Raw genomic sequence first — 21,415 nt, forward strand, 5'->3', positions numbered from 1 at the left:
GCCCCAACTCCTAGCCTGAAACCTCAAGCAAGCTGACCGTGCTGCTGGGGCATACGGCATCAACGCTGGCCCTCCCTGCGCATGGTCCGTTTCAAAACACTGGGGAGAAAACAATGAAACGTACCTTAGCCACACTGGGGGTGGTGGGGCTTGGATTCATCGGCCTCACGGCACCTGCCCTGGCAGCGCCCGAAAGAGTCACCGTCTGCCACAACGATGGAAGCGGCTGGGCGCCGCTGGAATTCAACATCAACGGCCTGGACGGCCACGAACAGCACCCGCTGGACATCATTCCGCCGACGTCCAAATCGGCCGGAAAGAACTGGACCGACGCCGGGAAGCTCCTTTATGTCGAACAGTGCGCTCCGTTGCCGCCAGGGGAGACGCTGCCTGTCGTGGAGCAGCCGCCCGTCGTGGTGGTCCCGCCGGTCGAGAATCCACCGGCCGAGAATCCACCCGCCGAGCAGCCGCCGGTTGTCACACCGGTGGTTGACCCGCCCGCTGTGACGCCGGACCCGGTCAGCGAGGTGCCCGCCGCCGTCGTCGATCCGCCCGCGGCGCCTGTGGTGGAGCAGCCGGCAACCGTGGCACCCGTGACCGGGGCCGTGGCGGCACCGCAGCCTGCCGCTGCTGCACAGCAGGCGGCACGCACCGGCGCCCCGGCCGCCACCACGAGCCTGGGCACCAACCAGGGCTACAACGCGCAGACCGCGGTGGGCGGCGCGGGGAGTTCACCGGCCTGGCTCGGCGGCGTGGGTGCCCTCGTTGCAGCGGGAGCTGCCGTAGCGGTACGCCGCAGGTCCGGCGCCGCAGCCACGGCCGGCTGACACCACGGCCCAGGCCGCACCACGCGGCTACCAGACAAGGAAGGCGTCCTGCCAGTGCCCGGCAGGGCGCCTTCCTTCCTACCATCCATCTGCGGGCGCCGAGGAGGACACATGTCCCGGGAGGGAACCAAGGAACGCAGCCGGCACGCGGAACGGCCCGGGCGCCGGTGGCGGCGCTGGAACCGCGGCGACCTGGCCATCCTCCTCTGCGGCGTCCTCGCTTTCCTGGCCATCACCTTCGGCGGGCCGGTGCTCCAGCAGGCCCAGCGGGCCGCCGTCGGACCCGGTGCAGCGGCAGCCCCCGCGTCCGTCGCGGCCACACCCGCCGAGCCTGCGCCCATGGCAGTGACAGGGACGCCGGAGGCAGGAACGACGACGCCGCCCCCCGCCCCTGCCCCGGCGGTACCTGCCGTTGTGCTTCCGGCAGCCGCGGCGCCGCAGCAGATCCGCTACCCGTCGGCCGGCTTCGACGTGGTTGTCCACCCACTCGACCTGGACGGAGATGCCCAGGCCAGCCAGACCATCGTGCCTCCGGAAACGAAAGACGGGTATTGGCTCACGCCGTTCGGCACGCCCGGGGACGGGTCGGCCAATACGACGTACGTGATCGGCCACAGCTGGGACGGCGCCGAGGCACCGTTCAACCACCTGAGCTCGGCCGCGCAGGTGGGTGACCGGTTCGAGGTGGTCACCGCCTCCGGCACCATTGCCTACCAGGTGGAGAGCGTTACCACCTACCTGAAGTCCAGCCTGAAGGACAGCCCCATCTGGGACATCGTGCCCAACCGCCTGGTCCTCATCAGCTGCTACACCGAGGACCCCTGGGGAAAGAACGTGGTGGTCACCGCTTCACCCGCAGTACCCTGACCATGTTCCGCCGCGGACCTGTTCACAACGCGCAAGCAGGGGCACAATGAGCCATGACCTCGGAACGATTCAGCGGCACCGCACCCCTGCTGGTGGGGATCATGCCCAAGCAGCATCCGGAAGTCCTGCAGACCGCGACCACCCTGGCCGCCCGGCTCGGCGTGCCCCTGCTGTGTGCCTACGTTGACGAGGCGAGCTACCTGGTGGAGTGGGACCCGGCACGCTCGGCGCACCGCCTTTCACTCCATCCGGACGCTGATGATGAGGACATCCGCAGCCTGACCCTGGAACTGAAGGCAGGTATTCAGGCAGCGGTGGATGAGGTGCCCGCCGGCACGGGAAAGGTGGAGTGGACGCTGCGCACCCTTGCCGGCGATCCCGCCCGGGCCCTGGGACGTCTCGCAGCAGAAACCGGAGCCCCGATGATCGTTGTGGGCACCTCGGAGCGGGGCTTCTCCCACCGGCTGTCCGAGGCCCTGAACGGTTCAGTCGGCGCCTGGCTCACCCACCACCAAAGCCGGCCCGTGCTGGTGGTGCCCTACCGCATGCCGGCCCACGAGGACAGGCCTTGAACCACCGTCTTTCGGCTCCTCAGCGCCGCTCACCAGGGTGCGGAAAATAAAGTGAAAGTAGTTATTCCTGATGCTGGCGGAGCGACCTGCCTGCCCGTAAGCTGATCTAGCAAGCCCGGTCCGGCCGATGCGGAAACAAGGACTTGCCCAAGAGCTGCTCCGGAGTGCGTATCCCCCAATAACGCACTCCGGAGCTTTTTTCTGCCCTTTTTGTCATCACTGATACCCCTAGGGGGTACTTGTTGGCATACCCCTCCAGGGTATACCGTGGAGTCATGAACCCTACGGAAGAAGCAGTCGCAGTGGCCGCAGCGGAAGAAGCATCCGCCGCCGCGGTCCAGCATGGGTACACCGGCAACAAGGACGCGTACCTGCGAAGGCTCAAGCGGATCGAAGGACAGGTGCGCGGCATCGCACGGATGGTGGATGAGGACAAGTACTGCATCGACATCCTCACCCAGGTCTCCGCCGTCACCAAAGCCCTGCACGCCGTCAGCCTTGGCCTGGTGGAGGAACACATCGGCCACTGCGTGGTGGGTGCCGCCGCCGAACCCGACCCCGAAGCGCGCGCCGAGGCAATCGACGCCAAGGTCAAGGAGGCGGCCGACGCCATCGGCCGCCTGCTGCGCTGACACCCGACCAGAACATGACCGCCGGCCACCGCCGGCCCAAGCAAAGGAGCAAGCCATGAGCACCACCTCCCCCACCGTCACCACCGTCAACGTCTCGGGGATGACCTGCGGCCACTGCATCTCGGCAGTCACCGAAGAACTTGAAGCCCTCGCGGGCGTGGAAACCGTGGACGTTGACCTGAACGCCGGAGGTGTTTCCACCGTCACCATCACCTCCGCCGGGAAGCTGTCGCCGGCGGAAATCGGCGAGGCCGTGGCCGAAGCCGGGTACCTGGTCGTCGCCAACGAAGCGTAAGACCGCCGGCGCAGGAGGAAATACATGAGTCATCAGGAGCTTCTCCACCCGTCCGGCCAACGCGTGGTGGAACTGGATATCGAGGGCATGACCTGCGCCTCCTGCGTCAACCGCGTGGAAAAGAAGCTGGGCAGGCTTGAGGGCGTAGCGGCTTCGGTAAACCTGCCCCTGGAGTCTGCCTACGTGACGGTGCCGGACGGCATCACGGACGAACAGTTGGTGGACACCGTGAACGCGGCGGGCTACAAGGCAACCGTGCGCGCACCGCAGCCCCCAGCGCGGGAGGCAGGCCCCGCCGGCGCGGACGACGCCGTCGGACATGCTCCGGATGGCGCAGTTCCGGGTGACCATCTGGCCCACGGCGGCACTGCCGCCAGGCTCCTCCCCCGGCTCCTGGCCGCCGCAGTCCTGACCGTGCCCGTCTTCCTGATCTCCATGGTCCCTGCCTTCCAGTTCCCGCAGTGGGGCTGGGCGGCAGCGGCTCTGGCACTGCCCGTGGTGACCTGGGCGGCCTGGCCGTTCCACCGCGCGGCGGCCATTAACGCCCGCCACCTCGCCTCCACGATGGACACGTTGGTGTCCATCGGCGTCGCAGCGGCCTACCTGTTCTCGGCCTGGCAGCTCGCCGCCGATCCCCGGATGACCGAACACCCGGGCATGGAAGGCATGGAAACGGGCGGGCTGTACTTCGAAGTGGCCGCGGTGGTGACCACCTTCCTGCTGCTGGGCCGCTACCTGGAGGCCAACGCCAAGCAAAAGGCCGGCGACGCCCTGCAGGCCCTCCTCAACCTCGGGGCGAAGGATGCCACCGTGCTCCGGGCGAACACGGAACACCGGATCCCCGCGGACCGGCTCCAGGTTGGTGATGTCCTGGTAGTCAGGCCAGGTGAGAAGATCGCCACCGACGGCGTGGTCATCGACGGCGACTCGGCGGTCGATACGTCCCTGGTCACCGGCGAATCCGTCCCCGTGGAGGTCGGGCCGGGCAGCGCGGTCACCAGTGCCACCATCAACACCTCGGGCAGGCTCCTGGTCAAGGCAACCCGCGTCGGCTCAGAGACCACCCTCGCCCAGATGGCGCGCCTGGTCTCCCAGGCCCAGACCGGCAAGGCGCCCATCGCCCGGCTGGCGGACCGCATCAGCGCGGTGTTCGTGCCGGTGGTCCTCGCCATCGCCGTGGCCACCTTCCTGCTGTGGCTCCTGTTCACGGGTCCCGATGTCACCAGCGGAGACCTTCGCGCGGCCTTCACCGCCGCCGTCGCCGTCCTGGTCATTGCCTGCCCCTGCGCGCTCGGGCTGGCCACCCCGGTGGGCCTGCTGACCGGCACCGGCCGGGGCGCCCAGTTGGGCATCCTCATCAAGGGGCCGCAGGTCCTCGAAGACACCCGGACCGTGGACACCATCCTGCTGGACAAGACCGGCACCGTGACCACGGGCGTGCTGGCCGTGGACGGAACGGCGGCATTCAACGGCTTCACCGCGGGCGACGTCCTCCGGCTGGCCGGCGCGGTGGAGGCGGCATCGGAGCATCCAGTGGCACATGCCATCGCGGCGGCAGCAAAGGCAGCGGACGACGCCGGCGGGTTGCCGGCCGTCCGGGGCTTCCGGTCGGCGCCCGGCGGAGGAGTCCTGGGTACTGTCGGGGGACGGTTGCTGGTTGCGGGCCGGACGGGCTGGCTGGAACAGAACGGCGTCACCCCCGACGCCGCACAGCAGGAAGCTTTTGCCGCGGCGGAGGCGGCAGGAGCCACCGCCATTTGGGTTGCCGTGGACGGCACCCCGGCCGGGATCATCAGCCTGCGGGACAGCATCAAGGACGGGTCGGCTGCGGCGGTCGCACGGCTGAAGCACCTGGGCCTGCGCCCCATCCTCCTGACCGGGGACAATGCCGCCGTGGCCGCCCAGGTGGCCGCCGCCGTCGGCATTGACGGCAGGGATGTCTATTCCGGCGTCCTGCCGGAAGGAAAAGTGGAGGCTGTCCGCAAACTCCAGGCAGGCGGCGCCACCGTGGCGATGGCAGGCGACGGCGTGAACGACGCAGCCGCCCTGGCCCAGGCAGACCTCGGCATCGCCATGGGGTCCGGCACCGACGTCGCGATCGAAGCCGCGGATCTCACCGTGATGGGCAATGACCTGGCGCAGGTGGCGCAGGCAATCGAGCTTTCCCGCAGGACGCTGGCCACCATCAAGACCAACCTGTTCTGGGCGTTCTTCTACAACGCCCTGGGCATTCCTGTCGCCGCCCTGGGCCTGCTGAACCCTATGATCGCCGGGGCCGCGATGGCCGCGAGCTCGGTGCTGGTAGTGGCCAACTCGCTGCGGCTGCGGAGCTTCGGAAAGTAGTCCCGGGCCGGTCAGGCGGCACCGTAGCGGACGGCGGCGCGTGCCTTGGCCTTGGCCGCTTCCACGTCCCTGTCCCTGGGCGGTGCCTGGGTGACCAGGGCATCGAGGAGGTGCTGGGTGATGTGGGCTATCTCGTGGACCGCCTCATCAAATGCTTCCTGGTTCGCCTTGGATGGCTTGGTGCTGCCGCTGATCTTGCGGACATACTGCAGGGCCGCGGCGTGCACTTCCTCCGAGGTGGCGTGCGGCTCAAAGTTGTGGAGGGTTCGGATATTCCGGCACATAAGGCCATGCTAGGCTCTGGAGCGCCTGGGATCGACCCTTCCGGCAGCTTCTGGACCGCCCGTCGATGGGGAGTCCGGCATGGGCAGTGGTGCCCATCGACGCTGTTTTCGCGGCCGGGGTAGGTTTTAGGTATTGGATCTTCCGGATGAGCCGGGGGGCCGCTGGGGAGCCGACCGGGTTCGGATCCACGATCAACACAAGGAGAAACTGATGGCTATTTGGGGTGCAGACGTTGAGCAGCTTCGCCAGCTCGGCAGCAAGCTTCAGCACGGCGCGAACGAGATCGAACAGCAGCGCACTACTCTCACCAACCTGCTGAACAACACTGACTGGAAGGGTCCGGACGCGGACAAGTTCAAGGATCAGTGGAACGGCGAGCACACCACGATGCTGAACAAGGTTGCCGAGGCACTCAAGGACGCCGGCCAGAAGGCCAAGCGCAATGCCGAAGAGCAGTCCAACGCCTCCCAGGGCGTCTAGTCCACGGACTCCACACGGCTGGGCCGGACACCGCAAGGTGTCCGGCCCAGCCCGTCTTAACCCGCCCGGCTGTTGGTGCGCCTGCGGGCCGGAGGCACTTACGGGACGGGTTCGACGTCGTTCGCGTGCTCCAGCGGTGACGCCGCCCTGGGAACCGCACCGGGAGCCATCCCCGCCGGCGTGGCGGCTGCGGGGCCGCGGAGTTCATCGAGCCGAACCAGAATGACGCCCCCCACAATGAGGGCACCGCCCAGCAGCTGGATGGCCCCGGGCAGTTCGCCAAGCAGCAGCCACGCCCAGACCACGGCGAACAGGACCTCGGTCAGGGACACGAAGGATGCCACCTTGGAGCCCAGGGCCCGGGCAGCCATGATGCCCGAGACGTACGCCAGGACCGTGGCCAGGACCACCAGGCCGGCCAGTGAGACCCACCACGGGGTGACCCAGGGGCCGAGTTTCGTGTCGGCGCCGCTGAATGCCATGGGCAGCAGGCCGGTGGCCCCGGCAAGCCACATGACTGCTGCGCCCACCATCAGGCCTCCCGAGGCGAGCACAATGGGTGGCAGGGTGTCGTTTTCCTTGGCCGTGATGAAGAAGTACATGGCCAGGCAGACGGCGGCGGCGATGCCCCACATGACTCCGGCCGGATCGATCTTGACGGCTCCCGTAAGGTCCAGGACCAGCACCAGCCCCGCCAGCGAAAGCAGTGTTCCGCCAAGGGTCAGGGCACGCGGGCGCTTCCGGCTGGCTGCCCAGAGCCAGAGCACGATCAGCACGGGCGCGAGGTACTCGAGCAGCAGTGCGACACCTACGGACAGTCGGGCCACGGCGTTGAAGTAGAACAGCTGGCAGGCCGCCACGCCGATCAGGCCGAACAGCACGATGGTCAGCCAGTTGTCCCGGAGCTGGTGCCAGCGTCCCCGGAGCGCGGCGAGGGCCGGGATGGCGAGGATCAGTGCTGCGCCGGTGAGCCGGAGGGTGACCGCGGCGCCCGTTGACCAGCCGGTTTCCAAAAGTGCCTTGGCGAAGGACCCGGAGAGCCCGAAGACTGCCGAGGAAAACAGGGCAACGCCCAGCCCGGATGCCAGGAATCCAGGCCGGGCAGCAGCCTTATGGATCCGGGCTTGGTGGTTGGCGGCAGGCACCGTCGCCTCCTGTCAGGAGTAAAGTGGGGTAATGGTCATGACAGTACCCTTGTGCGCTGTAAGGAGTCAAGATGGTTTTTGCCCCTGACACGGAGGTGGCGTTGCGCTCCGTCGTGGACCTCATCAATTCGGCCGCGAACGGGCGGGAAGGGCTGGCGACACAGACGGACCTGGACGCGTTCCTGGAGGCCGAAGGATTCAGCGGTTCCAGGACCCGGGACGCGGCCGAGCTGGAGAGCGTCCGCAGCCTCCGCCGCCAGCTGGCCGAACTCTGGACTGCCGGCGAGGATGCCGCCGTGGCCACAGTGAACCGGCTGCTGCGGGAGGCGAATGCCCTTCCCCAGCTGGTCAAGCACGACGCCTGGGACTGGCATCTGCACGCGACGGCACCGGAAGCGCCACTGGGTGACAGGATGAGCACGGAGGCTGCCATGGCGCTGGCGGACGTGATCCGCGGCAAGGAGATGGACCGGCTCCGCACCTGCGAGGCGGAGGACTGCAACGCCGCCGTCCTGGACCTGACCCGGAACCGGTCAAAGCGGTACTGCGATACGGGGAATTGCGCCAACCGGGCGCATGTCGCCGCGTACCGGGCCCGGCAGGCGGCAGCAAGCTGACGGCCGGGCCCCGTCCCGGCGGAAACGCAGGCTTGTTGCGCCCGCTGATTTGGCGGGCGGTTGCGCCGCGGGTTAGTGGGGCGCCGGGCCGTCCGTGCCGTCGTCGGACGCGTTCTGGCTGCCCGCCGGACCGAAGCCGTGCGACGGCTTCTTCGCGGAACTCAGGTTGATGCCGGAGCCTTTGCCCAGGTGCTCAGCGTTTTCCTTGTAGCTCATGGAGAGCATCGCCGCGATGACCAGGGTGACGATGAACGCAATGCCGGCGCCGGTGAAGGCGAGGTCGAAGCGGGGCACCTTGGCGCTGCCGCCGGAAGCGAAGATGAGGACGGCCACGAAGGTGACCACGGCCCAGAAGGCGGAGAACATCAGGGGCCCCTTCACCGAGGTCCGCAGCTTGCGCGGTTTTCCTGGTTGCTGGTCTGCCACGGTGAATCCTCCCTGCAGGCGGCATGCGGCCGGCCTGGTGTACGTTGTGTGGTGGTGCGCCGGTCCGATATTTCTACGCCGAGTAGAACCGCGCCTTCCTAGTTTACGGCTTCCCGGCCCCGCTGCGGGCATCGTGCCGAAGTGTCAGGCCCGAGAGGATCCACAGGACGCCGGAAATAATCGCCCCGCCGCCGGCCACGCCCAGCAGCGCATGGGCACCCAGGCCGATGAAGAACGGCAGGGCGGCGGCGGTTCCCAGGCCGATGACGCCGGATGCGATCCAGTCCCGCGCCAGGACGTGCCGGCCACGGTTCCGGATGCCGCACGCAAGCTCCAGCGCTCCGGCGACGCCCAGGCCAACGGCGGCAACAACGCCGAAGAGAAGGTCACTGTGCAGCAGCACCAGCGCGAAACCCGCGCCCGTGAGGACGGACCCCGCCGCGGAGATCAGCTTGCCGGACGATGACTGGCGGGCAAACCCCGTGGCGGCCGCACCCAGGAGGATGACGACGCCGGTGGCCAGGAGGTAGAGCCCGCCGGCCCAGCCCATGACCTCGACGGAGGGGGAAGCCCAGAAGATGGTCACAGCTCCGAACGCGAGCGCAGCCGCCGAGCGGAGCAGGACGGGCTTCCAGAGATCGTGCCGGGGGGCGGTGCCCGTTGTTTCGCCTGCGGGTGTCATCGGTTGCGTCACCGGTCCAGTTTAGTAGGGCCGGCTGCCGGGCGCACGGACCGCTACCCGGAGCCCAGCACGATCCACCGGTCCGACCGCGCACGTAGCCCCAGGGTCACGGCGCGCGCGGCCATGTAGCCGACCGCAAAAGCGGCCCACAGCCAGCCCAGTCCGGCAGCCCCGGCGGCACCGGACCAGGCGACCGCAGCCAGCAATGGGAGGTATACCGCCAGGTTCACCAGCCCGGCCACGGCCAGGTACCTGGCGTCTCCGGCGCCGATGAGGACCCCGTCCAGCACAAAGACGTATCCTGCCACGGGCTGGCCGGCGGCAAGGATCCACAGAGCCACCGCAAGGACGGACTGCACCTGCTGGTCGGATGTGAACAGGGCACCCGCCCACGGCGCCGCGGCCGCGAGCAGGGCGCCGGTGACCACGCCGAAACCGGCACCCCAGCGGATCATGGTGCCCGTCAGCTCGCGTGCCTTGGCCGCGTTCGAGGCACCCAACTCCTTGCCGATCAGTGCCTGGGCTGCGATCGCCAGGGCATCCAGGGCGAAAGCCAGGAACGAAAAGATGGCCATTGCCAGCTGGTGCGCTGCGAGGTTGACCGCCCCCTGCGCGGTCACCACCAGCACCGTCGCGAGGATGGCGGCCCGCAGGCTGAGTGTCCGCAGCATCAGCCAGGACCCCACCCTCGTCATGCTGCGGATGCCCCGCCAGCTCGGCAGGAGGCTGACGTTGTTACTGACGGCGTTGTGGCGGACCATCAGCAGATAGACGGCCGCCATTGCCCACTGCGCCACGCTGGTTCCCACCGCCGAGCCGGCGACCGACCAGCCAAGGCCGTACACCAGCCATAGATTCAGGACGATGTTCAGGCCAAACCCGGCAGTGGCCACCACCAGCGGGGTCCGGGTGTCCTGCAGGCCGCGCAGGACACCCGTTCCCGCGAAGATCAGCAGCATGGCCACCAGCCCCGGCATGGACCAGCGAAGGTATTCGACGGCAAAGGCCCGCACCTCGCCCTCGGCGCCCATCAGGCCGATCAGCGGGTCGGCCCCGACGAAGCCGGCCACCGCCAGGACGATGCCGAGCAACAGGGCCAGCCAGACGCCGTCGCGCCCGGCCGCAAGGGCCTTTCCGAGCTGCCCGTCGCCGATCGCCCGGGCCACGGCCGGGGTCGTTGAGTAGGCGAGGAAGACCATCAGGCCGACGGCGGTGTGCAGGACGGCGGATGCGAGTCCAACGCCGGCCAGCTGCGCCACCCCGAGGTGCCCGATGATGGCGGAATCGGCCAGCAGGAACAGCGGCTCGGCCACAAGCGCACCGAAGGCCGGGACGGCGAGCCGCAGGATTTCCCTGGAGTGGCCCTTACGGGCGGCTACGGGTACGGGCGTGGTTGGTTGGGGCACCGTGCCAGCTTAGCCACCCGCGACTCCTGGACGTCCTGCCGTTGCGTCCCCATGACATAGCCCACATTCAGCACTATATAGTTGACACTTCAACCAATCTTGATCAAGACTTGAGTATTCAAGCTTTCCGCTGCGATCCGGCCCCTGCTTGCAATCGTCCAGCTCCGACCGACATCCGAAACGGTGAAACCCATGAACCAGTCCCGACTCACCACTACCGCCCTGACCGCCCTGCGCATTGTGCTCGGCTTCCTCTTCGCCGCCCACGGCTGGCAGAAGTTCAACGAGTGGACCATCGCCGGCACGCAGGCCTCCTTTGCGAAAATGGGCGTCCCCGCAGCCGAGGTTGCTGCTCCCGCAGTCGCCGTCCTTGAGCTTGCGGGCGGGATCGCCCTGATCCTGGGCATCCTGACCCGCGTTGTTGCCGCGCTCCTGGCCCTCGACATGCTCGGCGCACTGTTCCTGGTTCACGCCTCCGCCGGCGTCTTCGCTGCCAACGGCGGCTACGAACTGGTCCTGCTGCTGGCCGCCGCTGCCTTTGCCCTGGCCCTCACCGGTGCCGGCCGCCTCTCCGTGGACCGCGCCCTCTTTGGCCGCAACAATTCCAAGCTGGCAGTCCTCGCCTAGGAAAACAACGTCCGACGGCGGGGGGGGGGGGGGGGGGGGGGTGGGAACGCTGTTCCGCTACAGCGTTCCCACACCGTTCCAGCGATTTCGCCAAAGCGGCGGCCGGGCAGCCGAACCCGCCGGTAACCGGCAGCGTCAGTATGATCGGCACCATGACTGAGCCCGGCACGCCCAACTCCGTGACCCTCCGCTTCCTGGCCGCCCCGATGGACGTGGGGCATAGCGGCTCCGTGGACGCGGGCACCGTCCTTGAGTGGGTGGACAAGGCCGCCTACGCGGCAGCTGTGGGCTGGGCAAAGTCGTACTGCGTAACCGCCTACGTGGGAAACATCCACTTCGCCGATCCCGTCAACAGCGGGGACATGGTTGAAGTGGAAGCCACCATCGTGTACACCGGCCGTTCCTCAATGCACATCCAGACCGTGGTGTCATCCGGAGACCCCAAGGGCGGGGCCGCCACCATGCGCAGCCAATGCCTAGTGATCTTTGTTGCCGTGGGTGAGGACGGCAAACCCATCCCTGTACGGCAGTTCGAGCCCGTCACTCCCGCCGAAATCGAGCAGCGGGACCACGCGCTGGCCCGGATCAAAGTCCGTGAGCAGATCGTCGAAGCCATGAACCGGCAGGAATACACCGATGCCGGCACGGCCGAACGGGTCACGCTCCGCTTCATGGCCGCCCCCACCGACGTGAACTGGGGCGGCAAAGTCCACGGCGGCATTGTCATGAAGTGGATCGACGAAGCAGCCTACGTCTGCGCCACCAGGTACTGCGGCAGGGACACCGTTGCCGTGTTTTCCGGCGGCGTCCGCTTCTACCGGCCCCTGCTGATCGGCCATGTGGTGGAGGTGGAGGCGCGGCTTGTCTACACCGGGACCAAAGGCATGCACATTGCCGTACATGTCCGCTCGGGGGATCCGAAGGGCCGGGAGCTGAACCTGACCACCTACTGCCTCACCGTCATGGTGGCGCGCGACGACGAAGGCACGTCCGTGCCCATCCCCGCCTGGGTGCCGGTCAGCGCTGAGGACAAGCGGCTGCATGCCCATGCACGCGAGCTGCTGGAGATCAGGGGCACGGCGCCGGGCAACCGGCTCCCCAACCACCTGCTCGGACAGGCTTAAGCCCGCAGGGGTGCCGAAGCGGCCGCAGGCTGAGTCCGCCCCGGCTGGCAGGCCTACCTAGAAGCCGCCGCCGCCTGCGTCGCCCGCCATATTGGCGAAGCGGGAGTAGTGGCCCTGGAACGCGACAACGATGTCCTTCGTGGGGCCGTTACGGTGCTTTGCCACCAGGATGTCGGCCTCCCCGGCACGGGGGGATTCCTTGTCATACACGTCCTCGCGGTGGAGCAGGATCACCATGTCCGCGTCCTGCTCGATGGAGCCGGACTCACGGAGGTCGGACACCATGGGCCGCTTGTCCGAACGCTGTTCCGACCCACGGTTCAGCTGTGAAAGGGCGATGACGGGAACCTGGAGCTCCTTGGCCAGCAGCTTCAGGGCACGCGAGAACTCGGAGACTTCCTGCTGGCGGGACTCCACCTTCTTGCCTGAGCTCATCAGCTGCAGGTAGTCAAGGACCACAAGCTTGAGGTCATGCTGCTGCTTGAGGCGGCGGCACTTTGCGCGGATCTCCATGAGGGACATGTTGGGGCTGTCGTCAATGAACAGCGGAGCATCGTTCATGCGCCCCATGGTGGTGGCGATCTTGGACCACTGCTCGTCCTTGATGGTTCCCTTGCGGAGGTCCTGGAGGCTGATGGTGGCCTCAGCGGACAACAGGCGCATGGCGATCTCGTTGCGGCCCATTTCCAGTGAGAACATAACGGTGGCCAGGTTGTTCTTGATCGCGGCGGAGCGGGCGAAGTCCAGGGCGAACGTGGACTTACCGACGGCGGGCCGCGCGGCGATGACGATCATCTGGCCGGGATGCAGGCCGTGCGTCAGCTCATCCAGTTCGTAGAACCCCGTGGGCACACCCACCATGCCTTCACCGCGGTGGCCGGAGGCTTCGATCTCATCCACGGTGGATTCCATGACGTCCTTGAGGACGACGTAGTCCTCGGCCGTCCGGCGTTCGGCCACGGCATACACCTCGGCCTGGGCCTGGTTGACCAGGTCCTCCACCTCGCCGTCGGAGCCGTAGCCAAGCTGGACGATCTTGGTGCCGGCATTGACCAGCCGCCGAAGGACGGCGCGCTCGGCAACGATTTCCGCGTAGTACCCCGCGTTGGCGGCGGTGGGGACAGTCTGGATGAGCTCGTGCAGGTAGGCGGGGCCGCCGATCCTGTTGATCTCTGCGCGCTTGGTGAGTTCATCGGAGACGGTTACGGCATCAGCGGGTTCGCCGCGGCCGTAGAGGTCGATGATGGCTTCGTAGATGGTTTCGTGGGCTGGCCGGTAGAAGTCCTGGCCGCGGAGGATCTCCACAACGTCGGCGATGGCGTCCTTGGATAGCATCATGCCGCCCAGGACGGATTGTTCCGCGGCGATGTCCTGGGGAGGTTTGCGGCTGGTGTCCGATTCGCGGGTTGTCTCCGGATCAAGATGCGCGATTGACAAAAGTGCCGTCCTCCATGTGTACCGGGGCCTGGGCGCCGGTGGTTGCTGTACTGTCGGGCCTCCCCGCCGAAGCCGGGTCCGCCACCTGAACAGGTCTACCGGCAGGGACTGACAATCCTCCCGGGAGCCAATGGATGAGGGCGATAACGGGAGTTATCCCCACTATCCACAGGTTTTCCACAGTGCCCTCTTCCGGGCCGCTCCACAGCCCTCGGGACTGCGGTTTCCGCTGGGTCCAAGGGCCTTTGTTCGGGGCGCGAAAGAGGTACTCCGCTACGCTAACCGCCCACGCTCCTGCGGCAAAGCCGGAAGCCGCCACCAGCTGTGGATAACCTGTGCACTAGTGGGCATAGCTTGTGCACAGCCTGTGTGGAATCCTGTGGAAACAAAAAAACTTTTACCCCGTACCCGGTCCTGACCTGCGAAAACGTGGCAACTGGCCTGTGGAGTAAATATTTCTTCTGTGGAATTTCATCCACAGCCGCGAGTCGGCGTCGGCAGGTCAGCGTACCGGAACACCGCGCATGACATATGCCATACGAGGGGCAGTGACCCTTCTCATATACCCGAATGGAATCCCACTGCGGTACCGCGGTGTGCTCCATGCAGCCAGGTGAATATTGCTGTGGATAACATCGATCTGGCATAAGCTCTAGGTATGGGCGAACTACTGCTGGTGCTGTTGCCTGCAATTGTCCTGGTGGCGCTCCTTTGGGGACTGGCCACCGCCCTGAGCCCACGTGACGCCGGCATCTCCGACGCGGAAAAGTACCAGCGCGACCTCGCCGAGCGGTCGGCCCGGCATTACGCTGCGCAGGCCGAAGCCGCGTCTGCTGCCCGCGCCCGGATTGAAGCCCGGACCCGGCCCGGGCACACCGCCCAGCAGCACGACGCAGGCAACCCGCCCTGGCTCCTGCCCGGAAACAAATAGAACGGCTTTAGAACGATGGAATCGCTTGTGGTCCCTGTCCTGATCCTCCTCGCCGTGGTTGCGGGCGTTACGCTCGCTGCCCGCGCCCTGGGACGGCGGAAAACAGCAAGGGCAACTGGGCCTGCCCAGCCTGCGGCCACGTCCGTCGAGCTGGCGCGTGCAGCGGCAGCAAAACTGTCGGAGGATGAGCACCGGCGGCTTTACGCGCTGATCGCGCAGGGGCAGGCGATGGCCGCCATCAAGCTGTACTACGAAATTTCCGGGGACGGCCTGCGGGCCTCGCGCGACGCCGTGGGTGCGCTGGCGGCCCATCCGCAGCCCTACCGCAGCACCGAGGTTCCAGCCCCGGACGAAGACGACGACGATGATGAGCCGCAACGTTTCCCCTACCGCTACCGGGCCATCGCCAGCAAGGGCGACGTCACGCGGGAAGTCAGCAGCAATATGCTCAATGACGAGATCTACGGACGAATCCGTACCCTGGCGAGGAACGGGGACACCGAGGCGGCCGCAGCGGCACTGACCCGGCACTCGGACATCTCCATGAAGCAGGCCCGGGAGTTCATCGAACTCCTGGACGACTAGGGCCCCGCTGCCCGTTCGGCCCGACGGCCGGAGCCGCTAGAAGTCGAACAGTTCCCCGAGCCAGCCCTCTTTTTTCTTGTGCCGCCGGCGGTCGTAGTCCGGGTCGTATCCTTGCCTGCCGTACCGGTCGTCATAGCGCGGCTGGTCCTTGCGCGGCTGGAAGTTCGGATACAGCGGCGGCGGTACGGGTCCAGGCGCTGGCGGGGCCGGGCGCCGGGAGTCTGCGCCGGGCATCAGCTCCGCCGCCCGGTCAAGGATCTTGTCGAGCTCGCCACGGTCCAGCCAGACCCCGCGGCATTGCGGGCAAAAGTCGATTTCCACCCCGCTGCGCTCGGTCATCAGCAGGTCCACGGAATCCACAGGGCATTTCATGTCCGGTCAACGACCAGGACGGCCGGAAAGTTCGAGCCCCTTAGCGGTTTCCGGAAATACCGGCCAACAGCTGTTCGAAGGGCAGGGACTCCATGGGGGCGGGCTTGCGGCCAGGTTGCGGCCCGCTCAGCAGCAGCGTGAATTCACCGGCGGCCCGTTCGATCCGGTCCGCCAGGGAAAACCCGCCATCGTCCACCGTGCCCCAGTCCTGCGGGCCCGCGAAGACAGCGGTTGCAGCCGTGCGCGTGCGGAGGTAGCTGAACAGGGGGCGCATGGCGTGGTCAAGGACCATCTGGTGGCGGTCGGTGCCGCCTGTTGCACCCAGGAGGACGGCCTTTCCATCCAGGGACTTGGGATCGAGGACATCGATGAAGGACTTGAACAGTCCACTGTAGGAGGCGCTGAACACCGGGCTCACGGCGATGATCCCATCGGAGGCTTCCACGCCGGCAATAACCTCGGCCAGGCGGGGCGCGGCGTAGCCGGTGACGAAGTTGTTGGCGATGTCCACGGCCAGGTCCCGGAGTTCGACGACGTCCACGGTCACCGCATATCCGGCCGCCGCCAGCTGCCGCTCGGCAGACGCTGCCAGCTGGTCGGCCAGCAGCCGGCTCGACGACGGTACGCCCAGGCCGGCGGAAAGGACAGTGATACGGCGGGTTTCCATGGCATTCTCCTGTTGCTCGTTCATTCACCATACATGCATTTGCATCTAAAGTGACAAACCGGGGAGCCAGGCAGGTTATTCCCGCGCGCCAAATGCCCTCGCCGCTCCAGGCTCTGGCCGGACTTCCACCGGTTCTGCAAAACTACCGCCATGGATGAGAACAAGACGCATCCGACTGACGTCCCTGTGGAGGAGTTCCTGGCCACAGTGGAACATCCCGTCCGGCGGGCGGACGGGTTCGCTCTCCTGGACCTAATGCGGCGGGTGACCGGGCTTGAACCGGTCATGTGGGGGCCGAGCATTGTGGGCTTCGGGACGTACCACTACAGGGGCGCCAGCCGCGAAGGCGATACGGCCGCCGTCGGCTTCTCTCCGCGGAAATCCAACCTTGCCCTGTACGGGTTAATCTACAGCCCGGCCGCCCAGCAACTGCTGCCCCGGCTGGGCAAGCACAAAACCGGGGTGGGATGCCTGTATATCAACAGACTCGCCGACGTGGATTTGGACGTGCTGGAACAATTGATCCGCACCGGCCATGACTACGTGATGAAGGAACTGCATCGGCCCTGAGGAACCAGTTGCGCGAGGCGCACTCCGCGCCGCACAGGACCGTATCGCGAAGTAGGACCGGGGAGTAAAATCACCGCAGGCTGGGTCGTCGTCGCAGCCGGTATCTGGCGGTACGCCAAGCGTCCCGATGCGACACCTTCCTTATGTTTGCGCAGGGTCTGCCCGATCGAAAGTCACCGCCATGCTCAGTAAACTCAGTCCATTCGTCACCGCGCTCCTCCTCGGCGGGCTCGCCGTCACTGGAGGTGCCCCCGCCAACGCGGAAGTGGTCGAACGTTACAGCCTCGATTCCTCACGCAGCGGCGTGAATGATGACTTCTGCGGTTCGGGTCTGCGGGTCGCATTCACGTATGACCAGACGGGTTCGGGCTCAGCCAAGACCCGCGGCGATGATGGCCTGGTGTGGGTTCACGAGAGGCTCAGGATCGTCCAGACGTTCACCTACAACGGGATGACGGTGACCGATATCCAGCCGAATACGCTCGCCAAGGACCTCAAGATTACCGACAACGGGGACGGGACGCTCAGCATCACCGTGCTGCTCACGGGAGAGAACCGGCTGATCGGAAGTGACGGCAAGATCCTCGCCAAAGGCGACGGCCAGGTCCGCAGGCTCCTCACGGTCGACCAGGCGTCGGGCGACGTGATCAGCGACGAGCTGATCTTCGGTTCCACCGGCACGAACGACGACTTCTGCGAAGCAATCCTGGCTCACTGGGGGATCTGACCCGGTTATTCGGTCAACGGGACCCAAGCAAAAGACCCCCGCCGCCGGAATCCGGCAACGGGGGTCTTCGATGCAGTCAGAAATTACTTCCCGGCTACGACGTCGAGTTCGATCACAGCAGCAACGTCGTCGTGCAGACGGACGTTGGCCTGGTAGGAACCAACCGACTTGATGTGCGCCGGCAGTTCAACCTTGCGCTTGTCGATCTTGCCGAGGCCGGCAGCCTCGACAGCGTCGGCAACGTCGGCCTGCTTGACCGTACCGAACAGGCGTCCGGATTCGCCGGCCTTGACGACCAGCTGGACCGGCTTGGACTGCAGTGCAGCAGCCTGCTTCTGAGCGTCTTCCAGGGAAGCGTGCTCGCGGGCGGCGCGGGCAGCCTTGATGGACTCAACCTGCTTTTCGCCGCCCTTCGTCCAGGTCAGGGCGAAGTTGCGGGGCAGCAGGTAGTTACGTGCGTAACCGTCCTTGACCTCGACAACGTCGCCAGCAGCACCGAGACCGGTGACTTCGTGGGTCAGAATGAGCTTTGCCATGGTAGTTAATCCCTTCCTTAGCCGCGGCCAGCGCCGGAGTAAGGCAGCAGAGCAACTTCGCGGGCGTTCTTGATTGCCTGTGCGATCTTGCGCTGTTCCTGGACCGTGACGCCGGTGACGCGACGGGCGCGGATCTTGCCGCGGTCGGAGATGAACTTGCGCAGCAGTGCTACGTCCTTGTAGTCGATGACGGTGATGTCAGCGGCCTTCAAGGGGTTGGACTTTGGTTTGGGCTTACGGAGTTCAGCCTTAGCCATCGTGGAGCTCCTATTCTAGGGAGCCCGTGGAATGGATCCACGGGATGGTGGTGGTCCTACGGCGGTGTTCCCGCCGGCGCCTTGCGGCAACCGGGCGGTCCCGGCGTCGGGCCTTTAATGGTTGTTTTAGAAGGGAGGTTCGGAATCGGGGCCATTGCCCCAGCCGCCTGAACTGGACACACCGGGCGTAGCCCAGGGATCGTCCTGTGCAGCCTGCTGGTTGCCGCCGCCCCAGCCTCCACCGGAGTTGCCGCCCTGGTTTCCGCCAGAGTTGCCGCCTCCGAAGCCACCGCCGCTGTTGCCGCCGCCGAAGCCGCCCTGCCCGCCGCCGGAGCGCTGGGTGCGGTTGACCTTGGCATTGGCGTAGCGCAGGCTCGGGCCGATCTCGTCGACCTCAAGCTCGATAACGGTGCGCTTTTCGCCTTCTTTGGTTTCGTAGGAACGGCTCTTCAGGCGGCCGGTGACGATGACGCGCATGCCCTTTGTGAGGGATTCGGCAACGTTCTCGGCTGCTTCACGCCAGACTGCGGCGCGGAGGAACAGGGTTTCCCCGTCCTTCCACTCGTTGGACTGGCGGTCGAAGGTGCGCGGGGTGGACGCGATGGTGAAGTTCGCTACTGCCGAACCTGACGGTGTGAACCGCAATTCCGGGTCATTGGTGAGATTACCGATGACCGTAATGGTGGTCTCGCCTGCCATCTACTGCCTCCTTGTTCGAGCCTTCGGGTGAAGAGTGCGTTTCCTGCGGGGTAAAGAATGAAAATTGGTGCTGAAATTACTCAGCAACAACCTTCTGCTCTTCGGGGCGGGTGATCTTGGTGCGCATGATGGTCTCGTTAAGAGACAGCTGGCGGTCAAGTTCCTTGGCGGTTTCCGGCTTGGCGGTGAAGTTCACCACGGCGTAGATACCTTCGGACTTCTTCTTGATGTCGTAAGCCAGACGGCGACGGCCCCAGATGTCAACCTTTTCGATGGTTCCACCATCGTTGGTGATGACGTTCAGGAACTTCTGAAGCGACGGCTCAACGGTACGCTCTTCGACCTCGGGGTCGATGATTACCATCAATTCGTAAGGACGCATATGTGAACCCACCTCCTTTGGGCTAAGCGGTTACGGCATTTCCGTAACAGGAGGTTCATTTGCGATGCCGTGCAATGCCCGGCCGCCGGAAGGGCGGCAGGACGCAGCACAGACTTCACTATCTTAGTGCATCTGGACCGGATAAGGCGATTCGCGCTTGACTTCGAGCGTAGTGTCCGCCAGCGCTCACGGCAGGCTCCTCATTCCTGTATGTGGAAAACCGCCCGCCCGGGGCCGAAGGGCCTGCCGGGCGGACAATTCAGTGGCGCGGGGCGCGGGATTTACGACGCCGGCCCGGCCTGCGCGGGGACCGCGCGGGTTGTGTCGGCTTCCGAGCCCGGAGCAGCCGGCGTGCCGCCCTTGCGGTAGCGCCAGACACCAACGGCCACGACGATGGCGGCCAGCGCCGCGGACAGCAGCATAGATTCCCGCGTCGACTCCACGATGACCATGCCAACGAGCAGGGCGATGATGCTGGCGATGGCCAGCCAGGTCAAGTAGGGGAAGAACCACATCTTGAGGGTCAGTTCCTTGCCCGCGTCACCCATGCGCTTGCGGAGGATCAACTGCGAGGCCGCGATCACCAGCCAGACGAACAGGGCGATGGCACCGGACGTATTGACCAGGAACAGGAAGACGGTGTCCGGCGCGATGTAGTTCAGGCCCACGGTGATGAATCCCACCACGGTAGATGCGAGCACGGCCGCGGCAGGCACTCCCCGGCGGGAGATCCTGGTCCAGGAGCGCGGCGCGTCCCCCCGCTGGGACAGCGAGAAGAGCATCCGGCTGGCCGTGTAGAGGCCGGAGTTCAGGCAGGACAGGACCGAGGTGAGCACCACGATGTCCATGATGGTTCCGGCGCCGGGGATGCCGAACAGTTCGATCACGGCCACGTAGGGGCTCTTGGCCACGCTGGCGTCATTCCAGGGCAGGAGGGTGACCACGATGGCGATCGAGCCGATGTAGAAGACCAGGATGCGCCAGACCGTGGACTTCACGGCCTTCTTCACGGCGTCGACGGGGTTCTCCGATTCGCCGGCGGCGATAGTGGCGATTTCGGCGCCAAAGAAGGAGAAGACCACAACGAGGATGCCGGCAAGGACTGCGCCCGGACCGTTGGGCATGAATCCGCCGTTGTCCAGCAGGTTGGTCAGCCCGGGTGCGGGGACGCCGGGTACCAGCCCGAGGATCGCGGCCGCGCCGAAGAGCAGGAACAGGACGATTGCGGCGACTTTGATGGACGCGAACCAGAATTCGAACTCGCCGTACGACTTGACCGAGCCAAGGTTGGTCAGTGTCAGCAGGACCATCAGGATCAGGGCCCAGACCCACTGGTCGATGCCGGGTACCCAGCGGTGCATGATGGCCGCCCCGGCGGTTGCCTCGATACCGAGCACAATGATCCAGAACCACGCGTAAAGCCACCCGATGCTGAATCCTGCCCAGCGTCCCAGCGCCTTGTCCGCGTAGGTGGAGAAGGATCCTGTTTCGGGGTTGGCGGCGGCCATTTCGCCGAGCATGCGCATGACCAGGATGACCACGATGCCCGCGGCCATGTAGGCGAGGAGGATGCCGGGCCCTGCCTGCTGGATGGCTGCCCCGGAGCCGACAAAGAGTCCGGCGCCGATAACACCGGCGATGGCGATCATGGAAAGATGCCGCGGCTTGAGCGACTTGGCTAACTGCTGGTCAGCGGGCATGGGGCGCCGTCCTTCGGGTATTGCGGATTGGATGGGGCGGGGCAGGCAAGGCCGCGCAGCCGCATTCAGTGCGGTGGGTCACAGGTTTCCCCCAACCCTAGACATGAAGCCGGGGGGACGGTCATGTGCAGGGGCACAGAACGGGAACCGGCAAATCAGATCTTCCCACAGGAAGAAGCAGTAGAAGGAAACAAAGGCTTCATAGGGGAAAACAACGAAATGTA

General features: G+C 66.1%; 27 protein-coding genes. 14 read left to right on the plus strand and 13 right to left on the minus strand.

The window, feature by feature from the left end:
- Positions 1–113: 113 nt before the first annotated feature.
- From ACYQ1Z_RS06970 to ACYQ1Z_RS06995, 6 genes are all read left to right on the plus strand, one after another.
- Positions 114–827 (plus strand): hypothetical protein, encoded by a 714-nt coding sequence (locus ACYQ1Z_RS06970; RefSeq protein ID WP_459791763.1) that lies wholly within the window; start codon positions 114–116, stop codon positions 825–827.
- Positions 828–938: 111 nt separating this feature from the next.
- Positions 939–1,694 (plus strand): class F sortase, encoded by a 756-nt coding sequence (locus ACYQ1Z_RS06975; RefSeq protein ID WP_459791764.1) that lies wholly within the window; start codon positions 939–941, stop codon positions 1,692–1,694.
- 53 nt (positions 1,695–1,747) lie between these two features.
- Complete coding sequence (locus tag ACYQ1Z_RS06980; RefSeq protein ID WP_459791765.1) at positions 1,748–2,266, plus strand: universal stress protein; 519 nt, start codon at positions 1,748–1,750, stop codon at positions 2,264–2,266.
- 275 nt (positions 2,267–2,541) lie between these two features.
- The gene (locus tag ACYQ1Z_RS06985; RefSeq protein WP_459791766.1) at positions 2,542–2,898 is read left to right on the plus strand and encodes a metal-sensitive transcriptional regulator; all 357 of its coding nucleotides are present in this window, start codon (positions 2,542–2,544) and stop codon (positions 2,896–2,898) included.
- 55 nt (positions 2,899–2,953) lie between these two features.
- Entirely contained in the window at positions 2,954–3,193 is a 240-nt protein-coding gene (locus ACYQ1Z_RS06990; RefSeq protein WP_459791767.1) for a heavy-metal-associated domain-containing protein, read from the plus strand.
- A gap of 24 nt (positions 3,194–3,217) precedes the next feature.
- A complete protein-coding gene (locus ACYQ1Z_RS06995) occupies positions 3,218–5,536 on the plus strand; it encodes a heavy metal translocating P-type ATPase (RefSeq protein ID WP_459791768.1) in 2,319 nt (772 codons plus the stop codon).
- 11 nt (positions 5,537–5,547) lie between these two features.
- On the opposite strand, the gene ACYQ1Z_RS07000 is transcribed toward ACYQ1Z_RS06995, so the two are convergent.
- On the minus strand, positions 5,548–5,820 hold the full coding sequence (locus ACYQ1Z_RS07000) for a DUF2277 domain-containing protein (protein ID WP_459791769.1): 273 nt from the start codon (positions 5,818–5,820) through the stop codon (positions 5,548–5,550).
- A 211-nt stretch (positions 5,821–6,031) separates the two neighbouring features.
- Here ACYQ1Z_RS07000 and ACYQ1Z_RS07005 point away from each other — a divergent pair, with 211 nt between their 5' ends.
- Complete coding sequence (locus tag ACYQ1Z_RS07005; protein WP_459791770.1) at positions 6,032–6,301, plus strand: WXG100 family type VII secretion target; 270 nt, start codon at positions 6,032–6,034, stop codon at positions 6,299–6,301.
- Positions 6,302–6,399: 98 nt separating this feature from the next.
- Here the strand turns inward: ACYQ1Z_RS07005 and ACYQ1Z_RS07010 are convergent, their stop codons facing one another.
- Positions 6,400–7,446 carry an EamA family transporter gene (locus tag ACYQ1Z_RS07010; RefSeq protein ID WP_459791771.1) on the minus strand — a complete coding sequence of 349 codons (1,047 nt, stop codon included), beginning with the start codon at positions 7,444–7,446 and terminating at the stop codon, positions 6,400–6,402.
- Between the two features lie 71 nt (positions 7,447–7,517).
- On the opposite strand from ACYQ1Z_RS07010, the gene ACYQ1Z_RS07015 reads away from it, so the two are divergent.
- Positions 7,518–8,063, plus strand: a complete 546-nt coding sequence (locus ACYQ1Z_RS07015; RefSeq protein ID WP_459791772.1) for a CGNR zinc finger domain-containing protein — start codon at positions 7,518–7,520, stop codon at positions 8,061–8,063.
- Between the two features lie 72 nt (positions 8,064–8,135).
- On the opposite strand, the gene ACYQ1Z_RS07020 is transcribed toward ACYQ1Z_RS07015, so the two are convergent.
- The 3 genes from ACYQ1Z_RS07020 to ACYQ1Z_RS07030 form a co-directional block, all read right to left on the minus strand.
- Entirely contained in the window at positions 8,136–8,489 is a 354-nt protein-coding gene (locus tag ACYQ1Z_RS07020; protein ID WP_459791773.1) for a hypothetical protein, read from the minus strand.
- Positions 8,490–8,592: 103 nt separating this feature from the next.
- Positions 8,593–9,183: a hypothetical protein gene (locus tag ACYQ1Z_RS07025; protein WP_459791774.1), complete on the minus strand. Its 591-nt coding sequence runs from the start codon at positions 9,181–9,183 to the stop codon at positions 8,593–8,595.
- A gap of 41 nt (positions 9,184–9,224) precedes the next feature.
- Positions 9,225–10,577 carry an MATE family efflux transporter gene (locus tag ACYQ1Z_RS07030; RefSeq protein ID WP_459791775.1) on the minus strand — a complete coding sequence of 451 codons (1,353 nt, stop codon included), beginning with the start codon at positions 10,575–10,577 and terminating at the stop codon, positions 9,225–9,227.
- 192 nt (positions 10,578–10,769) lie between these two features.
- Between ACYQ1Z_RS07030 and ACYQ1Z_RS07035 the strand changes: the two genes are divergently transcribed.
- Both ACYQ1Z_RS07035 and ACYQ1Z_RS07040 read left to right on the plus strand, forming a co-directional pair.
- The gene (locus ACYQ1Z_RS07035) at positions 10,770–11,204 is read left to right on the plus strand and encodes a DoxX family protein (RefSeq protein ID WP_459791776.1); all 435 of its coding nucleotides are present in this window, start codon (positions 10,770–10,772) and stop codon (positions 11,202–11,204) included.
- A gap of 152 nt (positions 11,205–11,356) precedes the next feature.
- On the plus strand, positions 11,357–12,328 hold the full coding sequence (locus ACYQ1Z_RS07040; protein ID WP_459791777.1) for an acyl-CoA thioesterase: 972 nt from the start codon (positions 11,357–11,359) through the stop codon (positions 12,326–12,328).
- Positions 12,329–12,385: 57 nt separating this feature from the next.
- Here ACYQ1Z_RS07040 and dnaB read toward each other — a convergent pair whose 3' ends face one another.
- A complete protein-coding gene (gene dnaB, locus ACYQ1Z_RS07045) occupies positions 12,386–13,765 on the minus strand; it encodes a replicative DNA helicase (protein ID WP_459791778.1) in 1,380 nt (459 codons plus the stop codon).
- Between the two features lie 658 nt (positions 13,766–14,423).
- Between dnaB and ACYQ1Z_RS07050 the strand changes: the two genes are divergently transcribed.
- Entirely contained in the window at positions 14,424–14,696 is a 273-nt protein-coding gene (locus ACYQ1Z_RS07050) for a hypothetical protein (RefSeq protein ID WP_459791779.1), read from the plus strand.
- Between the two features lie 15 nt (positions 14,697–14,711).
- A complete protein-coding gene (locus tag ACYQ1Z_RS07055) occupies positions 14,712–15,281 on the plus strand; it encodes a hypothetical protein (RefSeq protein ID WP_459791780.1) in 570 nt (189 codons plus the stop codon).
- 36 nt (positions 15,282–15,317) lie between these two features.
- On the opposite strand, the gene ACYQ1Z_RS07060 is transcribed toward ACYQ1Z_RS07055, so the two are convergent.
- Together ACYQ1Z_RS07060 and ACYQ1Z_RS07065 are read right to left on the minus strand one after the other, a co-directional pair.
- Positions 15,318–15,641, minus strand: a complete 324-nt coding sequence (locus ACYQ1Z_RS07060) for a TFIIB-type zinc ribbon-containing protein (RefSeq protein WP_459791781.1) — start codon at positions 15,639–15,641, stop codon at positions 15,318–15,320.
- A 52-nt stretch (positions 15,642–15,693) separates the two neighbouring features.
- Positions 15,694–16,320 carry an FMN reductase gene (locus ACYQ1Z_RS07065; protein ID WP_459791782.1) on the minus strand — a complete coding sequence of 209 codons (627 nt, stop codon included), beginning with the start codon at positions 16,318–16,320 and terminating at the stop codon, positions 15,694–15,696.
- A 150-nt stretch (positions 16,321–16,470) separates the two neighbouring features.
- On the opposite strand from ACYQ1Z_RS07065, the gene ACYQ1Z_RS07070 reads away from it, so the two are divergent.
- Positions 16,471–16,890, plus strand: coding sequence for a DUF1801 domain-containing protein (locus tag ACYQ1Z_RS07070; protein WP_459791783.1), 420 nt, complete (start codon positions 16,471–16,473; stop codon positions 16,888–16,890).
- Between the two features lie 181 nt (positions 16,891–17,071).
- Positions 17,072–17,617 carry a hypothetical protein gene (locus ACYQ1Z_RS07075; protein ID WP_459791784.1) on the plus strand — a complete coding sequence of 182 codons (546 nt, stop codon included), beginning with the start codon at positions 17,072–17,074 and terminating at the stop codon, positions 17,615–17,617.
- Between the two features lie 83 nt (positions 17,618–17,700).
- Here the strand turns inward: ACYQ1Z_RS07075 and rplI are convergent, their stop codons facing one another.
- The 5 genes from rplI to ACYQ1Z_RS07100 form a co-directional block, all read right to left on the minus strand.
- Entirely contained in the window at positions 17,701–18,153 is a 453-nt protein-coding gene (rplI, locus tag ACYQ1Z_RS07080; RefSeq protein ID WP_459791785.1) for a 50S ribosomal protein L9, read from the minus strand.
- A 17-nt stretch (positions 18,154–18,170) separates the two neighbouring features.
- Positions 18,171–18,410 carry a 30S ribosomal protein S18 gene (rpsR, locus tag ACYQ1Z_RS07085; protein WP_003800144.1) on the minus strand — a complete coding sequence of 80 codons (240 nt, stop codon included), beginning with the start codon at positions 18,408–18,410 and terminating at the stop codon, positions 18,171–18,173.
- 126 nt (positions 18,411–18,536) lie between these two features.
- Positions 18,537–19,109 carry a single-stranded DNA-binding protein gene (locus ACYQ1Z_RS07090; protein WP_459791786.1) on the minus strand — a complete coding sequence of 191 codons (573 nt, stop codon included), beginning with the start codon at positions 19,107–19,109 and terminating at the stop codon, positions 18,537–18,539.
- A 76-nt stretch (positions 19,110–19,185) separates the two neighbouring features.
- Positions 19,186–19,491, minus strand: a complete 306-nt coding sequence (rpsF, locus tag ACYQ1Z_RS07095) for a 30S ribosomal protein S6 (protein WP_015939036.1) — start codon at positions 19,489–19,491, stop codon at positions 19,186–19,188.
- 281 nt (positions 19,492–19,772) lie between these two features.
- A complete protein-coding gene (locus ACYQ1Z_RS07100) occupies positions 19,773–21,191 on the minus strand; it encodes an amino acid permease (RefSeq protein ID WP_459791787.1) in 1,419 nt (472 codons plus the stop codon).
- Positions 21,192–21,415 lie beyond the last annotated feature (224 nt).

It is taken from the genome of Arthrobacter sp. AD-310, from assembly GCF_054656615.1.